Origin of the sequence: Lentzea sp. CA-135723, assembly GCF_050936595.1 — a bacterium.
Taxonomy (GTDB): Bacteria; Actinomycetota; Actinomycetes; order Mycobacteriales; family Pseudonocardiaceae; genus Lentzea.
Genome location: NZ_JBNJMK010000001.1, coordinates 5,385,935 through 5,402,310 on the forward strand (window position 1 = coordinate 5,385,935; position 16,376 = coordinate 5,402,310).

The following is a 16,376-nucleotide window of genomic DNA, read 5'->3' on the forward strand; positions in this document are numbered from 1 at the left end:
ACGCTACTGTTCACACGTGCCGCGAGACAGGAATTCCGTGGTGGACCGCGGCGCCGGGTGCCTCCTCGGCGGCGCTCTCGGTGATGCGCTGGGAGCGCCCGTGCAGTACCTCGGCTGGGCCGACATCCAGCGCGAACACGGCCCAGAGGGCGTGCTGGGCCCGCCCAAGCCCGCGCTGTTCACCGACGACACCCAGCTGACCCTCTTCACCGCCGACGGCTACCTGCGCGCCTGGGTGCGCGGCAAGCGGACCGGCGAGTGGGAACCGTCCCAGATGGTCTGGCACAGCTACCGCAGGTGGCTCGTCACCCAGCAGCAACCGGCCCCCGAACACGGCTCCGTCGGCCTGCTCGCCGACGAGCGCCTGTACGAGAGCCGTTCTCCTGGCCTGACGTGCCTGCGCGCGCTGGCCGCCGAGACACCGTCCACTCCGGAGAACCCGCACAACGAGTCGTCCGGCTGCAACGGCGTCACGCGCACGGCCCCGGCCGGCTTCGCGCCTTCTGCCGCGATCGCCTACGACCTCGGCTGCCGGTTTGCTGCTCTTACGCACGGCGGCACGGGTGGCTGGGTGTCCGGTGGCGCGCTGGCGTTGCTGATCCATCTGCTCGCCGTGAAGGCCCGTCCGTTGCGTGAGGCGATCGACCAGGTCATCGGTCGAGTGCTGCGCGACGACACGTACACGGCGACGGTGCTGACCCGGGCCGTGGTGCTCGCGGAGGAGCACGACGGGTCGGCGCCGGTGCGCGTCGACCGGCTCGGAAGCGGGTGGACCGGGCCGGAGGCGCTGGCCATCGCGGTCTACACCGTGCTGACGCACCCGAAGCCGTCGCAGTTCGTGGACGCGATGCGGGCCGCGGCCAACCACTCCGGCGGCAGCGATGCCACGGCGGCGTTGACCGGGAACGTGCTCGGCGCGTTGCACGGCACCGAAGCGCTGCCGCGGGACTGGCTGATGGGCTTGGAGATGGTGGACGTGCTCGACGCGATGGGTCGCGACCTCGGCATGTCCGCGGTGAACCTGGACTTCAACGAGGACCGCTACGCCTAGCGAGTTCGTGCCGGTCGTCCGGTCACCCGCTCGTGCCGAAATCGGCGAAGCCCATTTCGGTGCGAGCGAGTCGGGCGGACGATCGGCTTCTCGACGAACTCGCCGCCGTCTGCGGAGCAGCGGCCATCAAACACAGGAAGAGCCCGCTTGCGGTGCGCTCCCGAATTCGCGCCGCAGCAGGCTCTTCCGCACGAGTAGTTGGTCAACAGCAGGCCGGGTCTCGCCCCGAGCGCGAGTTCCGATCCAGCTCTTGATCAACGAGAAACGTGCCCCGGAGTCAAAGCTCCGTTGGGCGGGCATGTTAACAGATGTGTACGGGAAGTCCAGGGCTCGAGTACACCTGACGATCTTCGTCGACGATGAAGACCTCGCAGCCCTCCTGCTCCGCCGCCCACTCGATCCCGTCCCTGCCCAGCGCAAACGCTGCTGTGGCAGTGGTATCCGCGATCGCGAGGTCGTCGGAGAGAACTGTGACCGAAAGAATCCCCGTGACGGGCTCGCCGGTGCGGCCGTCGAGGATGTGCTGACCGCGTTCGTACAACGCTGACGTGGCAACGGCTCCGTCCCGCACGCCGAGCACGACGCTCAGCTGGTCGGCGATGTCGGGATGGCGAACGCCGACGCGCCAAGGCTTTCCGGGTTCGGGTTCGCCCGCGACCACCACGTCGCCGCCGGCGTTCACGCAGAACGAGGTGGCACCGCCGTCGCGCAGCATGTCCGCCGCCCGTTGCACGGCCCAGCCCTTCACGACCGCGCACGGGTCGAGGCCGCGGCCGGGGACCCGTGCGGTGAAGGCGCCACCGGTGGACTGCTCGTACCAGTCGCACAGCGAGAGGACCTCGACCAGGTCCGGGGTGAGCTCTTCCCTGGTGAGCTCACCCCGGTCCAGCCTGGACACCTCGCTGTCCGGCTTGAACGGCGAGAACTGGGCGTCCGCGGCCCGCAGCCAGGCGAACGCCTCCTCGGCCAGTGCGGCGTCCCCGTCACGCAGGTCCACCGAGATCGGCAGGCCCATGATGTGCTCGACGCGCCGCACGGACACGGCTACTTCGCCCCGTCGAGGGCGGCCTGCAGCGACTGCTTGTAGCCCTCGGAGGTCGCGGTCGCGCCGGAGACCGTGTCGATGTCCGCGCTCTGGGCCTTCAGCGCCGACTGCTTGAGCAGGGGCAGCGCCATCCTGGTCGGGTCGGAGTTGGGGGCCCGCAACGCCTTCACGTCCACGATCTTCTTGCCCTGCAACGTCACCTGCACCTGCACGGTGCCTTCCGAGGTGTTCACGGCAGGCCCGGCCACGGTGCGGTTCTGCTGCTGTTGCTGGGTTTGCTGCTGCTGGGTCTGCGGCGCGGACCCGGTCGTCTTCGGTGCGGACCCGGTGGTCCTGGGAGCGGTGGTCGTCGTCGGTGGAACGGTCTGCTGCTGTTCCTGCGCGGGCGGGGCCGCGACCTCGTTGATCTCACCCTCGTGCGCCGCGCCGGGCGAGTAGAGCCAGACCGGAACGAGACCGGCCACGCTGAGCACCGCTACGGGAATTGCCCACTTCACGTCGTCGAACCCCTTCAGTTGGCCAGCGCGAAGCGCTCGGCGTGGATCTGGTTTGCGGGCACGCCCAGCTCGTCCAGGCTCTTGATCACCGCACCGGTCATGCCGCCGGGGCCGCAGATGAACACGTCGCGGTCCTGCACGTCCGGCACCAGCGCGATGATGTTCTCCGGGCCGAGCAACGGGCCGTTGGCGGTGATGGTCTTCGACGACCCGGTGACCAGGCGCAGCACCGCGCCCTTGGCCCTCGCGAGGCCTTCGAGCTCGCGCAGCAGCACGGCCTCGCGCGGGTCGCTGACCCGGTAGAGCACCACGACGTGGCCGCGGATCTCCTCCAGCAGCGCGCGCACCGGCGTGACGCCGACACCACCCGCGACGAGCAGCGCGTTGGGCTTGGTCTGGTGCATGGTCGTGAAGGCGCCGTACGGACCCTCGGCGAACACGCGGGTGCCGACCTTGATGTTGCGGATGTCCGCGCTGCCGGTGCCCAGGGCCTTCGCGGTGAGGCGCAGGTACTTGCCGTTCGGCGCAGCGGACAGCGAGAACGGGTTGGCCTGCCACCAGCGGTCCTTGGTCACGAAGCGCCACAGGAAGAACTGGCCGGCCTTCGCGCCGAGCTGGTCGAGGTCCTTGCCCTCGATGTAGACCGACACGACGTTCGGCGCCTCCGGCACGACGGCCGCGACCCGGAACTGGTGCTTCCAGTTGCGGTAGAGCGGCAGCACCACGCGTCCGATGAGGACGGACCCGAGCGCGAACGCCCACAAGCCCCACCAGTAGCCGGTCGCGAGCGCCGACTTGCGGAACGTGCTGCCCACCGCGACCTGGTGCGAGAACGCCAGGAAGATCGCCACGTACGTGTACAGGTGGATGAAGTGCCAGGTCTCGTAGGCGAGCTTGCGGCGGGCGAACCGGGCCGAGACGATGCCGACGGTCATGATGATCGCCCACGCCACCAGCGCGCGGAGGATGCCTTCGAGCTCGGTCGCCTGCCGGACGATCTCGGCGATCGGGCCCTCGTCACCGGCGTTGCCGAACGCGATGAAGACCAGGTGACCGATCAGCAGCCAGAAGATCGAGAAGCCGACCCAGCGGTGCCAGCCGGTGAGCTTGTCCATGCCGAGCCGCCGGTCGAGCCACGGCAGCCGCGCCACCAGGAGCAGCTGGAACGCCATCGCGAGCGCCCCGTAGAGGCCGGCGAGCCTGCCGAAGTTGATCAGCTTGTTGGACCCGACGCCTGCCGCGTTGAACAGGTACGTCACGAAGGCCGCGTTGGCGAGGAGCAACACGTACAGGCCGGCTTTGGCCAGCACCTTGTGCGGCGTCGCACGGCCGGCCGGAGCCGGTCGCACGGTGTGCTGCAGGGTGGTCGTCACGGCGGGCTCCTCGGTCAGGCGGTCTCTGGCGGTCGATCTCGATCCTTGGCGTTCGAGCTGTGGCTCCCCTATGCCCGCGCTGTCGAGTTCCTGTCGATCGAGCGGGAGAGCCACGGGGTGACGCACCATGAGCACGTGGACAAGGGGAACTCGGTTCGATTGCTCGTCGTAGATGACGAGCCGCACATCGCTGACCTGGTCGCGACGGTCGCCCGGTACGAGGGCTGGCAGGCCGCGACGGCGCTCAACGGCGAGGACGCGTTGAGAGAGGCGGCCGAGTTCCAACCGGACATCGTCGTGCTCGACCTCATGCTGCCTGACCTGGACGGATTCACCGTTCTCGATCGAATGCGGGCGGCAGGCGCGATGGTCCCCGTGGTCTTCCTGACGGCCCGTGACGGCACCGCGGACCGGGTCGCCGGACTCACTCGGGGCGGCGACGACTACCTCGTGAAACCTTTTTCGGTCGAGGAGCTGATGGCGCGTCTTCGTGCCGTGCTGCGCCGCTCGACCGGTCCGTCGTGGAAGCGGTCGGTGCTGAAGGTGTCCGACCTGGTGATGGACGAGGACACCCGCGAGGTGCGGCGCGGCGGCAAGCTCGTGACGCTGACGCCGACCGAGTACGAGCTGCTGCGGTACCTGATGCGGCGTTCCCCGGCCGTGCTGACCAAGGCGCAGATCCTCGACCACGTGTGGGAGTACGACTTCGGCGGCCGTTCGAACGTCGTCGAGCTCGTGATCTCGCACCTGCGCCGCAAGCTCGACGACGGCCGCGAGCCGTTGATCCACACCGTGCGCGGCGTGGGGTACGTGCTCCGCCGAGCAGCGGAGTGAGCCCGCGATGAAGTTCCGGTTGAAGCCCGTCCGCGACTGGCGGCTCGGCACCCGCCTCGCCCTGGGCCTCGGCGCGCTGGCGCTGACGGTGTTCGTGATCGTCGGCTGGGTCATGGTCACGTCGATGAAGGACTTCCTCGACCGCCGCCTGGACGACCAGATGATCATCAGCCAGCAGGGCTCGGTCAAGGAGCTGGAGTACTCCGGCAAGATCACCAAGATCCCGCCCGACTGGTTCGCCGTGGTCTACCGGATCGACGGCGACCAGCTGACCCCGGTGCCGGGCGACCAGCTACCGCCGGAGAACGAGCGCGGGGACTTCGACTCGCTCGCCCGGCAGGCGCTCACCGCCGACAAGTTCGAGACCGAGTACCTGCGCGACGAGGGCAAGTTCCGGCTGCGCGCCTGCCAGGTGATCAAGGACGAGTGGATCGTGGTCAGCGCGGCCCCGATGCACGACCGCGACGGCACGATCTCGCAGCTCATCACGGTAGGCGTGATCGCGTTCCTGGCCGCCCTCGTCGCGTTGGTGGTGGGCGGGCAGGCGTTGATCCGCAAGGGCATGCAGCCGCTGTCCGACATGGCCGACACCGCGCACGACATCTCGTCGCACGACCTCACCGACTCGGGCGACCTGGCCGTGCGCGTGGACGGCCGCGGCGGCGGCGTGGAGGTGGAGGAGCTGCGCGAGGCGTTCAACAAGATGCTCGCGCACATCGACTCTTCCTTGGCAGCCCGCACGGCAGCAGAACAACGCCTCCGCCGCTTCATCGCCGACGCCTCACACGAGTTGCGCACGCCTTTGACCTCGTTGCGCGGCTACGCCGACCTCTTCAAGTACGCGGCGGCCAACGAACCGGGCGAACGCGAGAAGCACCTGGAGAAGCTGCGATCCGAGGCGTCCCGCATGAGCGTGCTGCTGGACGACCTCCTGCTGCTGGCCCGCCTGGACTCCGCCGAGTCCGAACCACCGCTGCGCCCGGAGGAGATGGACCTGTCGGTAGTAGCCGAGGCCGCCGCCGACGCGTTCCACGCGGCCCGCACGACACACCCGCTGGTCCTGGACGCCGACACCGTGCGCATGACGGCCGACCCGACGAGGCTGCGGCAGGTGCTCGACAACCTGCTGACCAACGCGGCCGTTCACACGCCCGCCGGCACCGCCGTGACGGTGAAGGTGACGGCGGAGAACGGCTGGGCGGTGATCAGGGTGAGCGACACGGGCCCGGGCATCCCGGAGGCGGACCAGGCGCGGATCTTCGACAGGTTCTACCGGGTGGACGACTCGCGGACCCGGCAGCGAGGGGGCAGCGGGCTGGGGCTGGCGGTGGTCCAGTCGCTGGTGGAGGCGCATGGAGGCACGATCGAGCTGGCCAGCAGGCCGGGGTCGACGGTGTTCACGATCCGCCTGCCGAGGCACGCGGGGTAGGCGGCCGTGGGGTGAGCGGACCGCTCAGCCCGCGGCAGTGGTGGCCGGGCTGATTGGACCGCTCACGCCAGGCAGGGTGGCCCGGCCGAACGGACCGCTCACGTCTCGGCACGAGTTGCCGCACCGAACGGACCGCTCACGTCTCGGCACGAGTCGCCCAGCCGAGCAGACCGGCCCGCCACACCGGATCGGTGCGGGCTGAATGGACCGCTCACGTCTCGGCACGAGTCGCCCAGCCGAGCAGACCGGCCCGCCACACGGGATCGGTGCGGGCTGAATGGACCGCTCACACCCCAGCACGAGCACCCCGACCGAACGGACCGCTCACACACGGCCTGACGCGCCGGCCGAACGAACCGCTCACCATCCGACACGCGCTGCCAGGACGAACCGCCCCACCTCCCCGACACGCGTTGCCAAGCCAAACCGCCCCACCTTCCAGGCGCGCGTTGCCAGGCCGAGCCGCCCCCACCTCCCAGGCACGCGCTGCCGGGGCGAGCAGACCACCCACCCCGGCCCGGTTCAGCCCAGCCTCACTCCGCCTGCGAGCTCGTCGCCCACAGGTCGATCCCCGACTCGACGGCGTACTTGTCGATCTCCGCCAGCTCGTCGTCGGTCAGCGGCGGTGCCTGCAACGCCGCCAGGTTCTGCTCCAGCTGCCCCACCGACGAGGCGCCGATCAACGCCGACGTCACCCGCGGGTCCCTGATCGTCCAGCTCAGCGCGAGCTGCGCCAGCGACTGCCCGCGCGACTTCGCGATCTCGTTCAGCGCCCGGATGCGGCCGAGGTTCTCCTCGGTCAGCAGGTCCGTCGACAGCGACTTGCCCTGCGACGCCCGCGACCCCTCCGGCACGCCGTCGAGGTACCGGTCGGTCAGCATGCCCTGCGCGAGCGGCGAGAACGCGATGCAGCCCGCGCCCACCTCTTCCAGCGTGTCCAGGAGTTCCGGCTCGATCCAGCGGTTCAGCATCGAGTACGACGGCTGGTGGATCAGCAGCGGCACACCGGCGGACCGCAGCAGTTCCGCCGCCTCGCGGGTCTTCGCCGGCGAGTACGACGAGATGCCGACGTAGAGCGCCTTGCCCTGCTGCACCGCGGACACGAGCGCGCCCATGGTCTCCTCGAGCGGCGTCTCGGGGTCGAACCGGTGGGAGTAGAAGATGTCGACGTAGTCGAGGCCCATGCGCGTGAGCGACTGGTCGAGCGACGAGAGCAGGTACTTGCGGCTGCCCCACTCCCCGTACGGGCCGGGCCACATGTCGTAGCCCGCCTTCGTGGAGATCACCAGCTCGTCGCGGTACGGCCTGAGATCGTCCTTCAGGATCTGCCCGAACGTGATCTCCGCCGAGCCGTAGGGCGGACCGTAGTTGTTGGCGAGGTCGAAGTGCGTGACGCCGAGGTCGAACGCCCGCCGTGCGATTCCGCGACCCGACTCGTACGGCCGGTCGCCGCCGAAGTTGTGCCACAGACCGAGCGAGATGGCGGGCAGCTTGAGGCCGCTGCGTCCCGTCCGCCGGTAGGTCATCTGGTCGTAGCGCGCGCTATCCGCGAGGTAGGACATGTGCCCACGATGTCACGTCCTAACGAGACAGTTGTGGTTCGCCCGCGCGCCAGGACCGCGAGGCAACGACCGGTGTTGATGTTCCTCAAAAAGCAGAGGGCCCGGTCGCACGGCCACTCGTTCGGCCGAGGCCGGTCGGCCGCGGCCGATCGCCGACCCGCCGGCACGTGAGTTCGGCCACTGCCACGCCGCCGCATCGGCGGTCCGCACATGAGGCTTGCTCATTCCTGCGGGCGCCTCTTCGACCGCAATTCGAGTCGTTCCCGAGTTCTCCTGAACCGATGACTACGGAACGCACATGCAGCGGTGCGGATAGTGCCGGAAACTGCATCGGTGAGAACAACGAACGAACTTCGCGGCGATGCCCAAGCCTCAGCCGACCAGCGCGAAGGACGTCCACTTCGCCCATGCGAACTGAACGGCGCCGGACCCCAGGAAGCAAGAAGGCGCCCCGGCCAACCGTCATGGCTGGTCAGGGCGCCTTAAAAGAGCCGGCGAGGGGAATCGAACCCCTAACCTTTCGCTTACAAGGCGAGTGCTCTGCCAATTGAGCTACGCCGGCCGGCTCGTGTTCGCGAACATCGTAAGCGCCCGTTGCGGGTGCTACCTGCGGCGAACGGTCTGCTCTCAGTGTGATCGGATTGCTCCGACCGGAGTCGGACCAACCAACTGAGTGGATCAATGCGTCGGGGTGACCACCTTGACCAGGTCAGGAGGGTAACCAACGGACAGTGATCATGTCCTCCATTTCGGGTCGCCCGATCGGAGGTGGCAGACGACACAGCAACAGTCGAAGTGCCCGTCACGATCACACGACGGAGGTGCACGAGATTTCCACGAACAGCCTGCACGGCCCTGCTCTGCCCGATGACACCACGGTTCACCTGGTACTCGATCTCGCCCTGAAGATCGGTGAGGTCCAAATGGCCAGTGGAGCGGGTGCGGCCGATGTGACAGCGACGATTCTCTCGGTCACCGAGAGCTATGGACTTCCGCACACGGAAGTCGACGTGATCTACACCTCTATCAGCGTGTCGTGTCATCGCGGCACGGAAGCGCTGCCCATCACGTCCATTCGCGTCGTCCGGCAGCGCGGACTCGACTACACGCGGCTCGCGGACGTCGAGCAGCTGGTGCGCAATCTTCCGCCTGTCGAAGAGGCTCACGCACGGCTAGAGGACATCACCAACGCGGCGCATCCATATCCGCGTTGGGTCGCCACGGCCGCATGGGGTGGCATGGCTGCCGCCGTCGCGTTCCTCGTCGGTGGTGGTGTGGTGCTCGCGTTGACCGCCGCCATCATCTCCGCCGTGGTCGACCGGGTCGGACGGCTGCTCAACCGGCGCAACCTGCCGTTCTTCTTCCAGCAGCTCGTCGGCGGCGCGCTCGGCACGAGTGCGGCGCTCGCCATCTTCTCGACGGGGCTGCTGCCGGTCCGGCCGAGCCTGCTGGTCGCGGTCGGGATCGTCGTGCTGCTGTCGGGACTCGCGCTGGTCAGCACCGTGCAGGACGCGATCTCCGGTTACAACGTCACCGCCGCCGGCCGCACCGTGGAGACCGTGCTGCTCAGCGCCGGGCTCATCGCCGGTGTCGCGCTGTCGATCCGCGCGGCCGTCCACTTCGGACTGGAGATCAAGCTCAGCGAACCGCTGCCCGCGTTGATCTCCGCGGTGCCCATGCAGTTCGCGGCCGGCGCGGCGACGAGTGCGTTCTTCGCGCTCGCCTGTTACGCCCGGCCCCGCGCGCTCGTCGCCGCCGCCATCTCCGGTGCGATCGGCACCGCCTCGTACGGCCTGATGACGAGCCTCGGGCTGGACGCGCTGCTGGCCTCTGCCGTGGCCGCCGCGATCACCGGGTTCGGCGGCGCGACGATGACCCGCCGGCTGCGCATCCCGACGCTCGTCGTCGTGCAGGCGGGCGTGGTCCCGCTGCTGCCCGGCTGGACGACGTACCGGGGCCTGTTCCAGCTCACCGCGGAGGGCGACACGGCCGGTCTGAGCACGCTGGTGTTCGCGAGTGGCATTGCTCTCGCTCTGGCCGGAGGTGTCGTTTTCGGCGAGTACCTGGCCCAGCCGGTGCGCACCGGACTGGGTCGGCTGGAGCGGAAGTTCGCAGGTCCGCGCCTGTCCGGGCCGCTCAAACCCAGCAAGCGTCGTTTGGAGTGAAACTCGCTGTGACGGGGGTTACACGACACGCCGAGGACACGCACACCGGCTAGCGTCTTTCGCGTGAGCATGGACATTGGCGAGAACGGGGCAGAGTTCGTAGTCGTGGCCAACCGGCTGCCGGTCGACCTGGAGCGGCTCCCTGACGGGACCGAGCGGTGGAAGCACAGCCCTGGAGGGCTGGTGAGCGCGCTCGAGCCGTTCCTCCGCTCACACAGCGGCGCCTGGGTCGGCTGGCCGGGCGTCGCGGACACGGTGGTGTCGCCGTTCGAGGACGACGGCCTGCTGCTGCACCCCGTGGAGCTCTCGGCCAAGGAGGTCGAGGACTACTACGAGGGCTTCTCGAACGGCACGCTCTGGCCGCTCTACCACGACGTCGTGGCGCAGCCGGCGTTCCACCGGCACTGGTGGAACTCGTACGTGAAGGTCAACCAGCGGTTCGCCGACGCGACGGCGAAGGTGGCCGCGCAGGGCGCCACGGTGTGGGTGCAGGACTACCAGCTGCAGCTGGTGCCGGCGATGCTGCGCGAGCAGCGACCCGACCTCAAGATCGGCTTCTTCCTGCACATCCCGTTCCCGCCGGTCGAGCTGTTCATGCAGCTGCCGTGGCGCACGGAGATCATCCGCGGCCTGCTCGGCGCCGACCTGGTGGGCTTCCACCGCCCCGGCGGCGCGCAGAACTTCCTCTGGCTGGCCCGCCGGCTCGTGGGCCTGGAGCCCTCGCGCGGCACCGTGGGTGTCAGGACCCGGCCAGGTGTCGTGCAGGTCGGTGACCGCACGGTGCGGGTCGGCGCGTTCCCCATCTCGATCGACAGCGCGGGCCTCGACGCGGTGGCGAGGCGCAAGGAGACGCAGGCCCGCGCGAAGCAGATTCGAGCGGACCTCGGCAACCCGAAGCGCATCCTGCTCGGCGTGGACCGTCTCGACTACACGAAGGGCATCGACGTCCGGATCAAGGCTCTCTACGAGCTGATCGCGGACGGGCGCGTGGACCCGGAGGACGTCGCGATGGTGCAGCTCGCCACCCCCAGCCGGGAGCGCGTCGACCACTACGTGACGATGCGCAAGGACATCGAGCAGTCCGTCGGCCGGATCAACGGCGAGTTCGGCCGGGTCGGCAAACCCGTCGTCCACTACCTGCACCAGTCGGTGAACCGCGAGGAGCTCGTCGCGTTCATGAGCGCGGCGGACGTCATGGTCGTCACGCCCGTTCGGGACGGAATGAACCTCGTGTGCAAGGAGTACGTGGCCTGCCGATATGATCTTGGTGGAGCTCTGGTGCTCAGCGAGTTCGCCGGCGCTGCCGCAGAACTGACCAGCGCGTTCCTGGTGAACCCCCATGATCTGGACGGTGTCAAGAACGCTCTGCAGGCCGCCCTCGACATCGATCCCGCCGAAGGCCGCCGTAGGATGCGCGCGCTGCGCCGTCAGGTCCTCACCCACGACGTTGATCGCTGGGCAAGGTCCTTCCTGGAGGCGTTGGGCACGCAGACCTCGGTCTGAATCCTTTCAGATCCACCTGACCCTTCGACTGCTCCAGGAGGGGCGTTGACCGCCGAGGCCCTCCCCGCCGAACTGCGCAGAGCGATCGTCCAGCTCGCGCGCACCCCACGACTTCTGGTCGCGAGCGACTACGACGGCACACTCGCGCCGATCGTCGCCGACCCCGAGCAGGCCCGTCCGCTGCCGGAATCGGTGAACGCGCTCCGCTCGCTGGCTTCGCTGCACGAGACCACATCCGCGGTGATCTCGGGACGCGCGCTGCGCGACCTGGCCACCCTGTCCCGGCTGCCCGGCGAGGTCCACCTCGTCGGGTCGCACGGCTCCGAGTTCGACGTCGGCTTCGTGCACGCGCTCAACGCGGACGCCAAGGCGTTGCTGCGCCGCCTCGAATCCGAGCTGGAGCAGATCGCCGAAGGTCAGGACGGCGTCCAGCTGGAGGTCAAGCCCGCCTCGATCGCCGTGCACGTGCGTCGCGCGGCCACCCCGGAGATCGGCGAGGCGGTGCTGTCCGCCGTCCGCTCCGGCCCGTGCACCTGGGACGGTGTGCAGGTCACCGAGGGCAAGGCCGTCATCGAACTGGCCGTGGTCGAGACCAACAAGGGCCACGCCCTGGACATCCTGCGCCACCAGGTCGGCGCCACCGCGGCGATCTTCCTGGGCGACGACGTGACGGACGAGAAGGCGTTCGCCCGCCTCTCCGGTCCTGACCTGGGCATCCGCGTGGGTGCTGGCGAGTCGCTGGCCGAGCACTACGTGTCCGATCCTGCCGACGTGGCGACCGTGCTCGCGTTCCTGCTGGAGGAGCGCCGGGCGTGGCTGCACGGCGACCAGGCCGTCCCGATCGAACGCCTGACGATGCTCGCGAACGAGCGTTCGGTGGCGTTGGTGACCCCGGACGCCAAGGTCAACTGGCTGTGCCACCCCGAACCGGACTCCGCGGCGATCTTCGCGGACCTCCTGGGTGGCCCTGCGGCAGGCCACTTCTCGATCAAGCCCGAACACGGCTCGCTGCCGCTGGGCCAGCGCTACCTGCCGGGCACGATGATCGTGGAGACCCGCTGGTCGCGGTTGCTCGTGACCGACTACCTGGAGCACGACCTCGCGTCGCACCGCACCGACCTGGTGCGCCGCATCTCGGGCTCGACCAACGCGGTGATCACGTTCGCGCCGCGGCCGGAGTTCGGCCAGGTGCCCGTGCGGCTGCTGCGCGAGCGCGATGGCCTGCGCGTGGTCGGCACGTCCGACCCGATGGTGCTGCGGTCCCCCGGTGTCGACTGGGAGATCACCTCGGACGGCATGCAGGAGACGGCCCGCGCCGTCGTGCGGCCGCGCGAGGGCGCGCCGGTGCTGCTGGAACTCCGGTGCGGCACCGACGACCTGTCCGAGCACGCGTCGCCGGAGTCGGTCCGCCGTGACCGCGCGGCCGGCTACTGGTCGGACTGGGCAGCGGGCCTGCACCTGCCGAAGGTGCAGACGGACCTGGTGCTGCGGTCGGCGCTGACGTTGCGCGGCCTGGTGCACAAGGACTCCGGCTCGATCATGGCCGCGGCCACGACGTCGTTGCCGGAAGAGCTCGGCGGCGTCCGCAACTGGGACTACCGCTACTGCTGGCTCCGCGACGGCGCCATGACCGCCGCCGCCCTGGTGTCGGTGGGCTCGTTCGCCGAGGCGGACGGCTTCCTGGCGTGGCTGCACGGCGTCCTGGAGACCATCCCCGGCCCGGAGCGCCTGCACCCGCTGTACACGTTGCACGGCACCCAGCTGGGCGCCGAGGCCGTGATCGAGTCGCTGCCCGGCTACGCGGGTTCCCGCCCGGTCCGCGTGGGCAACCTCGCGAACCAGCAGGTGCAGCTCGACGTCTTCGGTCCCGTCGTGGATCTGGTGGTGCAGCTGGCCACGGCACGGGGTGCGTTGTCGGACGCGGACTGGACGATGGTCCAGGCCATGGCCGAGGCCGTCTCGCGGCGCTGGCACGAGCCCGACCACGGCATCTGGGAGGAACGGCACGCGCCGCGCCACCACGTGTACTCGAAGGTCATGTGCTGGCTGACCATCGACCGCGCGATCAAGCTCGGCGAGCAGTTCGGCCGGTCTTTGGACCCGTCGTGGGTGCCGCTGCGCGACACGATCGCCACCGACGTGCTGAAGAACGGCTGGAACGACGAGGTCCAGTCCTTCACCACGGCCTACGACGGCGACGACCTCGACGCCGCGTCCCTGTTCGTCGGTCTGTCGGGCCTGATCGACCCGACCGACGAGCGCTTCCAGTCCACCGTCACCGCCATCGAGGCGGAGCTGCGGTCCGGTTCCACCGTCTACCGCTACCACCGCGACGACGGCCTGCCGGGCGACGAGGGCGGCTTCCACCTCTGCGCGGCGTGGATGATCGAGTCGTACCTGCTGACCGGTCGTCGCACCGAGGCCGAGGAGCTGTTCGGCCAGATCGTGGCGGCGGCGGGCCCGACCGGCCTGCTGCCGGAGGAGTACGACCCGGTGGCCGAGCGCTCGCTGGGCAACCACCCGCAGGCGTACTCGCACCTGGGCCTGATCCGCTGCGCCCAGCTGCTCTCGCAGTAGGACGTTCGTCTGGTGCCGCCGCGGTTCCCCTTGGGGGCCGCGGCGGTTGCCGTTGGGGCCGCGGTCGTTGCCGTTTCGGAGGCTGGCGCGTCAGAGGCGGGGCGGGACCTTCTCGATGATCTTCGCGGTGCCTGGGGAGGTGCCGTGCAGCGTGATCGTGTCGCCGCGGATCAGGTGCGCCCACGCGGGCGGCACGAACGGGCGCAGGCGAGCCGTCGCGCGTTCGCCAGGACCCAGCACCGGCTTGGACTCGATCCACAGCGCGGCGACCCGGTGCGTTCTGCCGGTGACGTCCCACATCGGACGTTCTCCCCTGGCCTGCAACGGTTCCGCATCCACGGCGAGGGTGAGCTCCACGCGCAGCAGGCCTTGGATCGACTCCACGCAGCGCCACTGGAACCAGGCCTCGTCCTGGTCCATCTGCGTGGCCGCTTCGGCCAGCAGGGCCCAGTAGCGCGGCGTCTGCCAGGTGTGGCCGTCGAAGTCGCCGAGGAGTTGGAGCACCAGCTCCCACTCCTCGAGGTCCAGGTAGTCGAGCAGGTCCTCGCCCTGGACCTCCTGGGGCACCAAGGACGCGGCGAACCGCAACAACTCGCCGATCTCGCTGTCGTGTCTCCCCAACACCCGCGTATTCGATCACAGCCGTCGTGCCGGCCGCCGGCTGTCCCTCGTGCGGCTCGGGTTGCTGGGCTTCGCGCGCGGTGCGGAGCGGCTCAGTCGTCCTCCCTCTCCTCCTTCTTCGCGGCTCGCCTCCTGTTGAGGCCCAGGACGTCCAGCGCCGACACGAGGTCGTTCGCCACCAGGGCGCGCACGCCGTCCGGCAGCGGGCCGTGGTCCGGAGGGACCAGGGCCTTCTTGAAGCCCAGGCGGGCCGCCTCCTGCAGGCGCTTGCCCACGCCGTTGACGCGGCGGATCTCGCCCGCCAGGCCGACCTCGCCGAGCACCACCAGGTCGGCGGGCAGGGCGATCTCGCGCTCGGCCGAGGCGACGGCCAGGACCACGGCGAGGTCCGCGGCTGGCTCGGTCAGGCGCATGCCGCCCACCGTCGCGGTGAAGACGTCCTTCTGGAAGAGGTTGACCTTGCCGCGCTTCTCCAGGACGGCCAGGGCCATCGAGATCCGGGCCGAGTCGAGGCCGCTCACCGCGCGGCGCGGGGCCGGCAGGTTCGTCTTCGCGACTAGGGCCTGCACCTCGCCCAGCATCGGGCGCTTGCCCTCGACGATCACCGTGACGCAGGTGCCCTCGACGGCCTTCTCGCGGCGGGTCAGGAAGAGGCCGGACGGGTCGGGGACACCGACGATGCCGTCGTCGCGCAGCTCGAAGCACCCCACCTCGTCGGCGGCGCCGTAGCGGTTCTTGATGCCGCGCAGCAGCCTCAGGCTGGAGTGGCGGTCGCCCTCGAACTGGAGCACGACGTCCACGAGGTGTTCCAGAACCCTGGGCCCCGCAACGGATCCGTCCTTCGTGACGTGTCCTACCAGCACCACCGGCAGGCCGCGTTCCTTGGCCATCGCGATCAGTCCAGATGCGACGGTCCGCACCTGCGTGACACCGCCGGGCACGCCCTCCACGCTCACCGTGGACATGGTCTGCACCGAGTCGACGATCAACATCGACGGCTTCACCTGGTCGACCTGGCCCAGCAGCGCGCTGAGCTCGCTCTCGGCCGCCAGGTACATCTCGGCGTGCAGGTTGCCGGTGCGTTCGGCGCGCAGCCGCACCTGGCCCGCCGACTCCTCGCCCGTGACGTAGAGACAACGCCCGTGCGACTCCGCCCAACGGTGCGCCGTCTCCAGCAACAACGTCGACTTGCCCACGCCCGGCTCGCCGGCGAGCAGCACGACGGCGCCGGGCACCAGGCCGCCGCCCAGCACCCGGTCGAACTCGCTGACACCGGTCGACAACGCCCGTGCCGACTCGATGTCGACCTCGCCGATGGGGCGGGCGGCCGACGTCGGCGCGCCCGCCACCACGCGCGTCACCGACGCGGTGCCTCGTTCCTCGATGCTGCCCCACGCCTGGCACTCGGGGCAGCGGCCGAACCACTTCGCCACCTCGTGCCCGCACTCGGCACAACGGAAGATCGGCCGCGCTGTCTTCGCCACACACCGAACGTTAGAGGAAGGGACAGTGTTTGATGGCCGCTGCTTCGCAGACGGCGGCTCGTTCGCCGGGGAGTCGGTCGTCCGGGCCCCGCTTCGCGCCTAATCGCCTTCGGCGGTTGACACGAAGCGGGGCCCGGACGACCGACGCGAACTCGCAAAGCCCGCCAGGTCTGCGATCAGCCGACAACCTTCAGGGCTGCGACGGGTGACAGGCCTCCAGGTCTGCGGAGGGCTG

At 69.6% G+C, this 16,376-nt stretch carries 12 protein-coding genes and 1 tRNA gene; 6 read left to right on the forward strand and 7 right to left on the reverse strand.

The window, feature by feature from the left end:
• The first annotated feature begins 16 nt into the window (after positions 1–16).
• Positions 17–1,051, forward strand: a complete 1,035-nt coding sequence (locus ACQEU1_RS24555; RefSeq protein ID WP_433206048.1) for an ADP-ribosylglycohydrolase family protein — start codon at positions 17–19, stop codon at positions 1,049–1,051.
• Between the two features lie 301 nt (positions 1,052–1,352).
• Here ACQEU1_RS24555 and ACQEU1_RS24560 read toward each other — a convergent pair whose 3' ends face one another.
• Genes ACQEU1_RS24560 through ACQEU1_RS24570 form a run of 3 tightly spaced genes read right to left on the reverse strand, consistent with a single transcriptional unit; the run spans position 1,353 to position 3,966 of the window.
• Positions 1,353–2,093, reverse strand: a complete 741-nt coding sequence (locus ACQEU1_RS24560; RefSeq protein ID WP_433206051.1) for an FAD:protein FMN transferase — start codon at positions 2,091–2,093, stop codon at positions 1,353–1,355.
• 2 nt (positions 2,094–2,095) lie between these two features.
• Positions 2,096–2,593, reverse strand: coding sequence for an FMN-binding protein (locus ACQEU1_RS24565; protein WP_433206054.1), 498 nt, complete (start codon positions 2,591–2,593; stop codon positions 2,096–2,098).
• Positions 2,594–2,607: 14 nt separating this feature from the next.
• Positions 2,608–3,966, reverse strand: coding sequence for a ferredoxin reductase family protein (locus ACQEU1_RS24570; RefSeq protein WP_433206057.1), 1,359 nt, complete (start codon positions 3,964–3,966; stop codon positions 2,608–2,610).
• Positions 3,967–4,083: 117 nt separating this feature from the next.
• On the opposite strand from ACQEU1_RS24570, the gene ACQEU1_RS24575 reads away from it, so the two are divergent.
• Positions 4,084–4,800: a response regulator transcription factor gene (locus ACQEU1_RS24575; RefSeq protein ID WP_109631358.1), complete on the forward strand. Its 717-nt coding sequence runs from the start codon at positions 4,084–4,086 to the stop codon at positions 4,798–4,800.
• Positions 4,801–4,807: 7 nt separating this feature from the next.
• Positions 4,808–6,229, forward strand: coding sequence for a sensor histidine kinase (locus tag ACQEU1_RS24580; RefSeq protein ID WP_433206060.1), 1,422 nt, complete (start codon positions 4,808–4,810; stop codon positions 6,227–6,229).
• Between the two features lie 533 nt (positions 6,230–6,762).
• On the opposite strand, the gene mgrA is transcribed toward ACQEU1_RS24580, so the two are convergent.
• Both mgrA and ACQEU1_RS24590 read right to left on the reverse strand, forming a co-directional pair.
• Positions 6,763–7,791 carry an L-glyceraldehyde 3-phosphate reductase gene (gene mgrA, locus ACQEU1_RS24585; RefSeq protein ID WP_433206063.1) on the reverse strand — a complete coding sequence of 343 codons (1,029 nt, stop codon included), beginning with the start codon at positions 7,789–7,791 and terminating at the stop codon, positions 6,763–6,765.
• A 489-nt stretch (positions 7,792–8,280) separates the two neighbouring features.
• Positions 8,281–8,353: transfer RNA gene (locus ACQEU1_RS24590), tRNA-Thr, on the reverse strand.
• 175 nt (positions 8,354–8,528) lie between these two features.
• Between ACQEU1_RS24590 and ACQEU1_RS24595 the strand changes: the two genes are divergently transcribed.
• From ACQEU1_RS24595 to otsB, 3 genes are all read left to right on the forward strand, one after another.
• On the forward strand, positions 8,529–9,956 hold the full coding sequence (locus tag ACQEU1_RS24595) for a threonine/serine ThrE exporter family protein (protein WP_433206066.1): 1,428 nt from the start codon (positions 8,529–8,531) through the stop codon (positions 9,954–9,956).
• A 69-nt stretch (positions 9,957–10,025) separates the two neighbouring features.
• A complete protein-coding gene (locus ACQEU1_RS24600) occupies positions 10,026–11,459 on the forward strand; it encodes an alpha,alpha-trehalose-phosphate synthase (UDP-forming) (protein WP_433211722.1) in 1,434 nt (477 codons plus the stop codon).
• Positions 11,460–11,504: 45 nt separating this feature from the next.
• Entirely contained in the window at positions 11,505–14,036 is a 2,532-nt protein-coding gene (otsB, locus tag ACQEU1_RS24605; protein ID WP_433206069.1) for a trehalose-phosphatase, read from the forward strand.
• A gap of 90 nt (positions 14,037–14,126) precedes the next feature.
• Here the strand turns inward: otsB and ACQEU1_RS24610 are convergent, their stop codons facing one another.
• Both ACQEU1_RS24610 and radA read right to left on the reverse strand, forming a co-directional pair.
• Entirely contained in the window at positions 14,127–14,660 is a 534-nt protein-coding gene (locus ACQEU1_RS24610) for a hypothetical protein (RefSeq protein WP_433206072.1), read from the reverse strand.
• A gap of 89 nt (positions 14,661–14,749) precedes the next feature.
• On the reverse strand, positions 14,750–16,141 hold the full coding sequence (gene radA, locus ACQEU1_RS24615) for a DNA repair protein RadA (protein ID WP_433206075.1): 1,392 nt from the start codon (positions 16,139–16,141) through the stop codon (positions 14,750–14,752).
• Positions 16,142–16,376: the final 235 nt, after the last annotated feature.

What these genes read in the sequence shown, in the direction of transcription:
- ACQEU1_RS24580 (WP_433206060.1), top strand. Translation starts at nt 4,808, where the DNA reads ATGAAGTTCCGGTTGAAGCCCGTCCGCGACTGGCGGCTCGGCACCCGC.
- mgrA (WP_433206063.1), bottom strand. Translation starts at nt 7,791, where the DNA reads ATGTCCTACCTCGCGGATAGCGCGCGCTACGACCAGATGACCTACCGG.
- ACQEU1_RS24595 (WP_433206066.1), top strand. Translation starts at nt 8,529, where the DNA reads ATGTCCTCCATTTCGGGTCGCCCGATCGGAGGTGGCAGACGACACAGC.
- ACQEU1_RS24600 (WP_433211722.1), top strand. Translation starts at nt 10,026, where the DNA reads ATGGACATTGGCGAGAACGGGGCAGAGTTCGTAGTCGTGGCCAACCGG.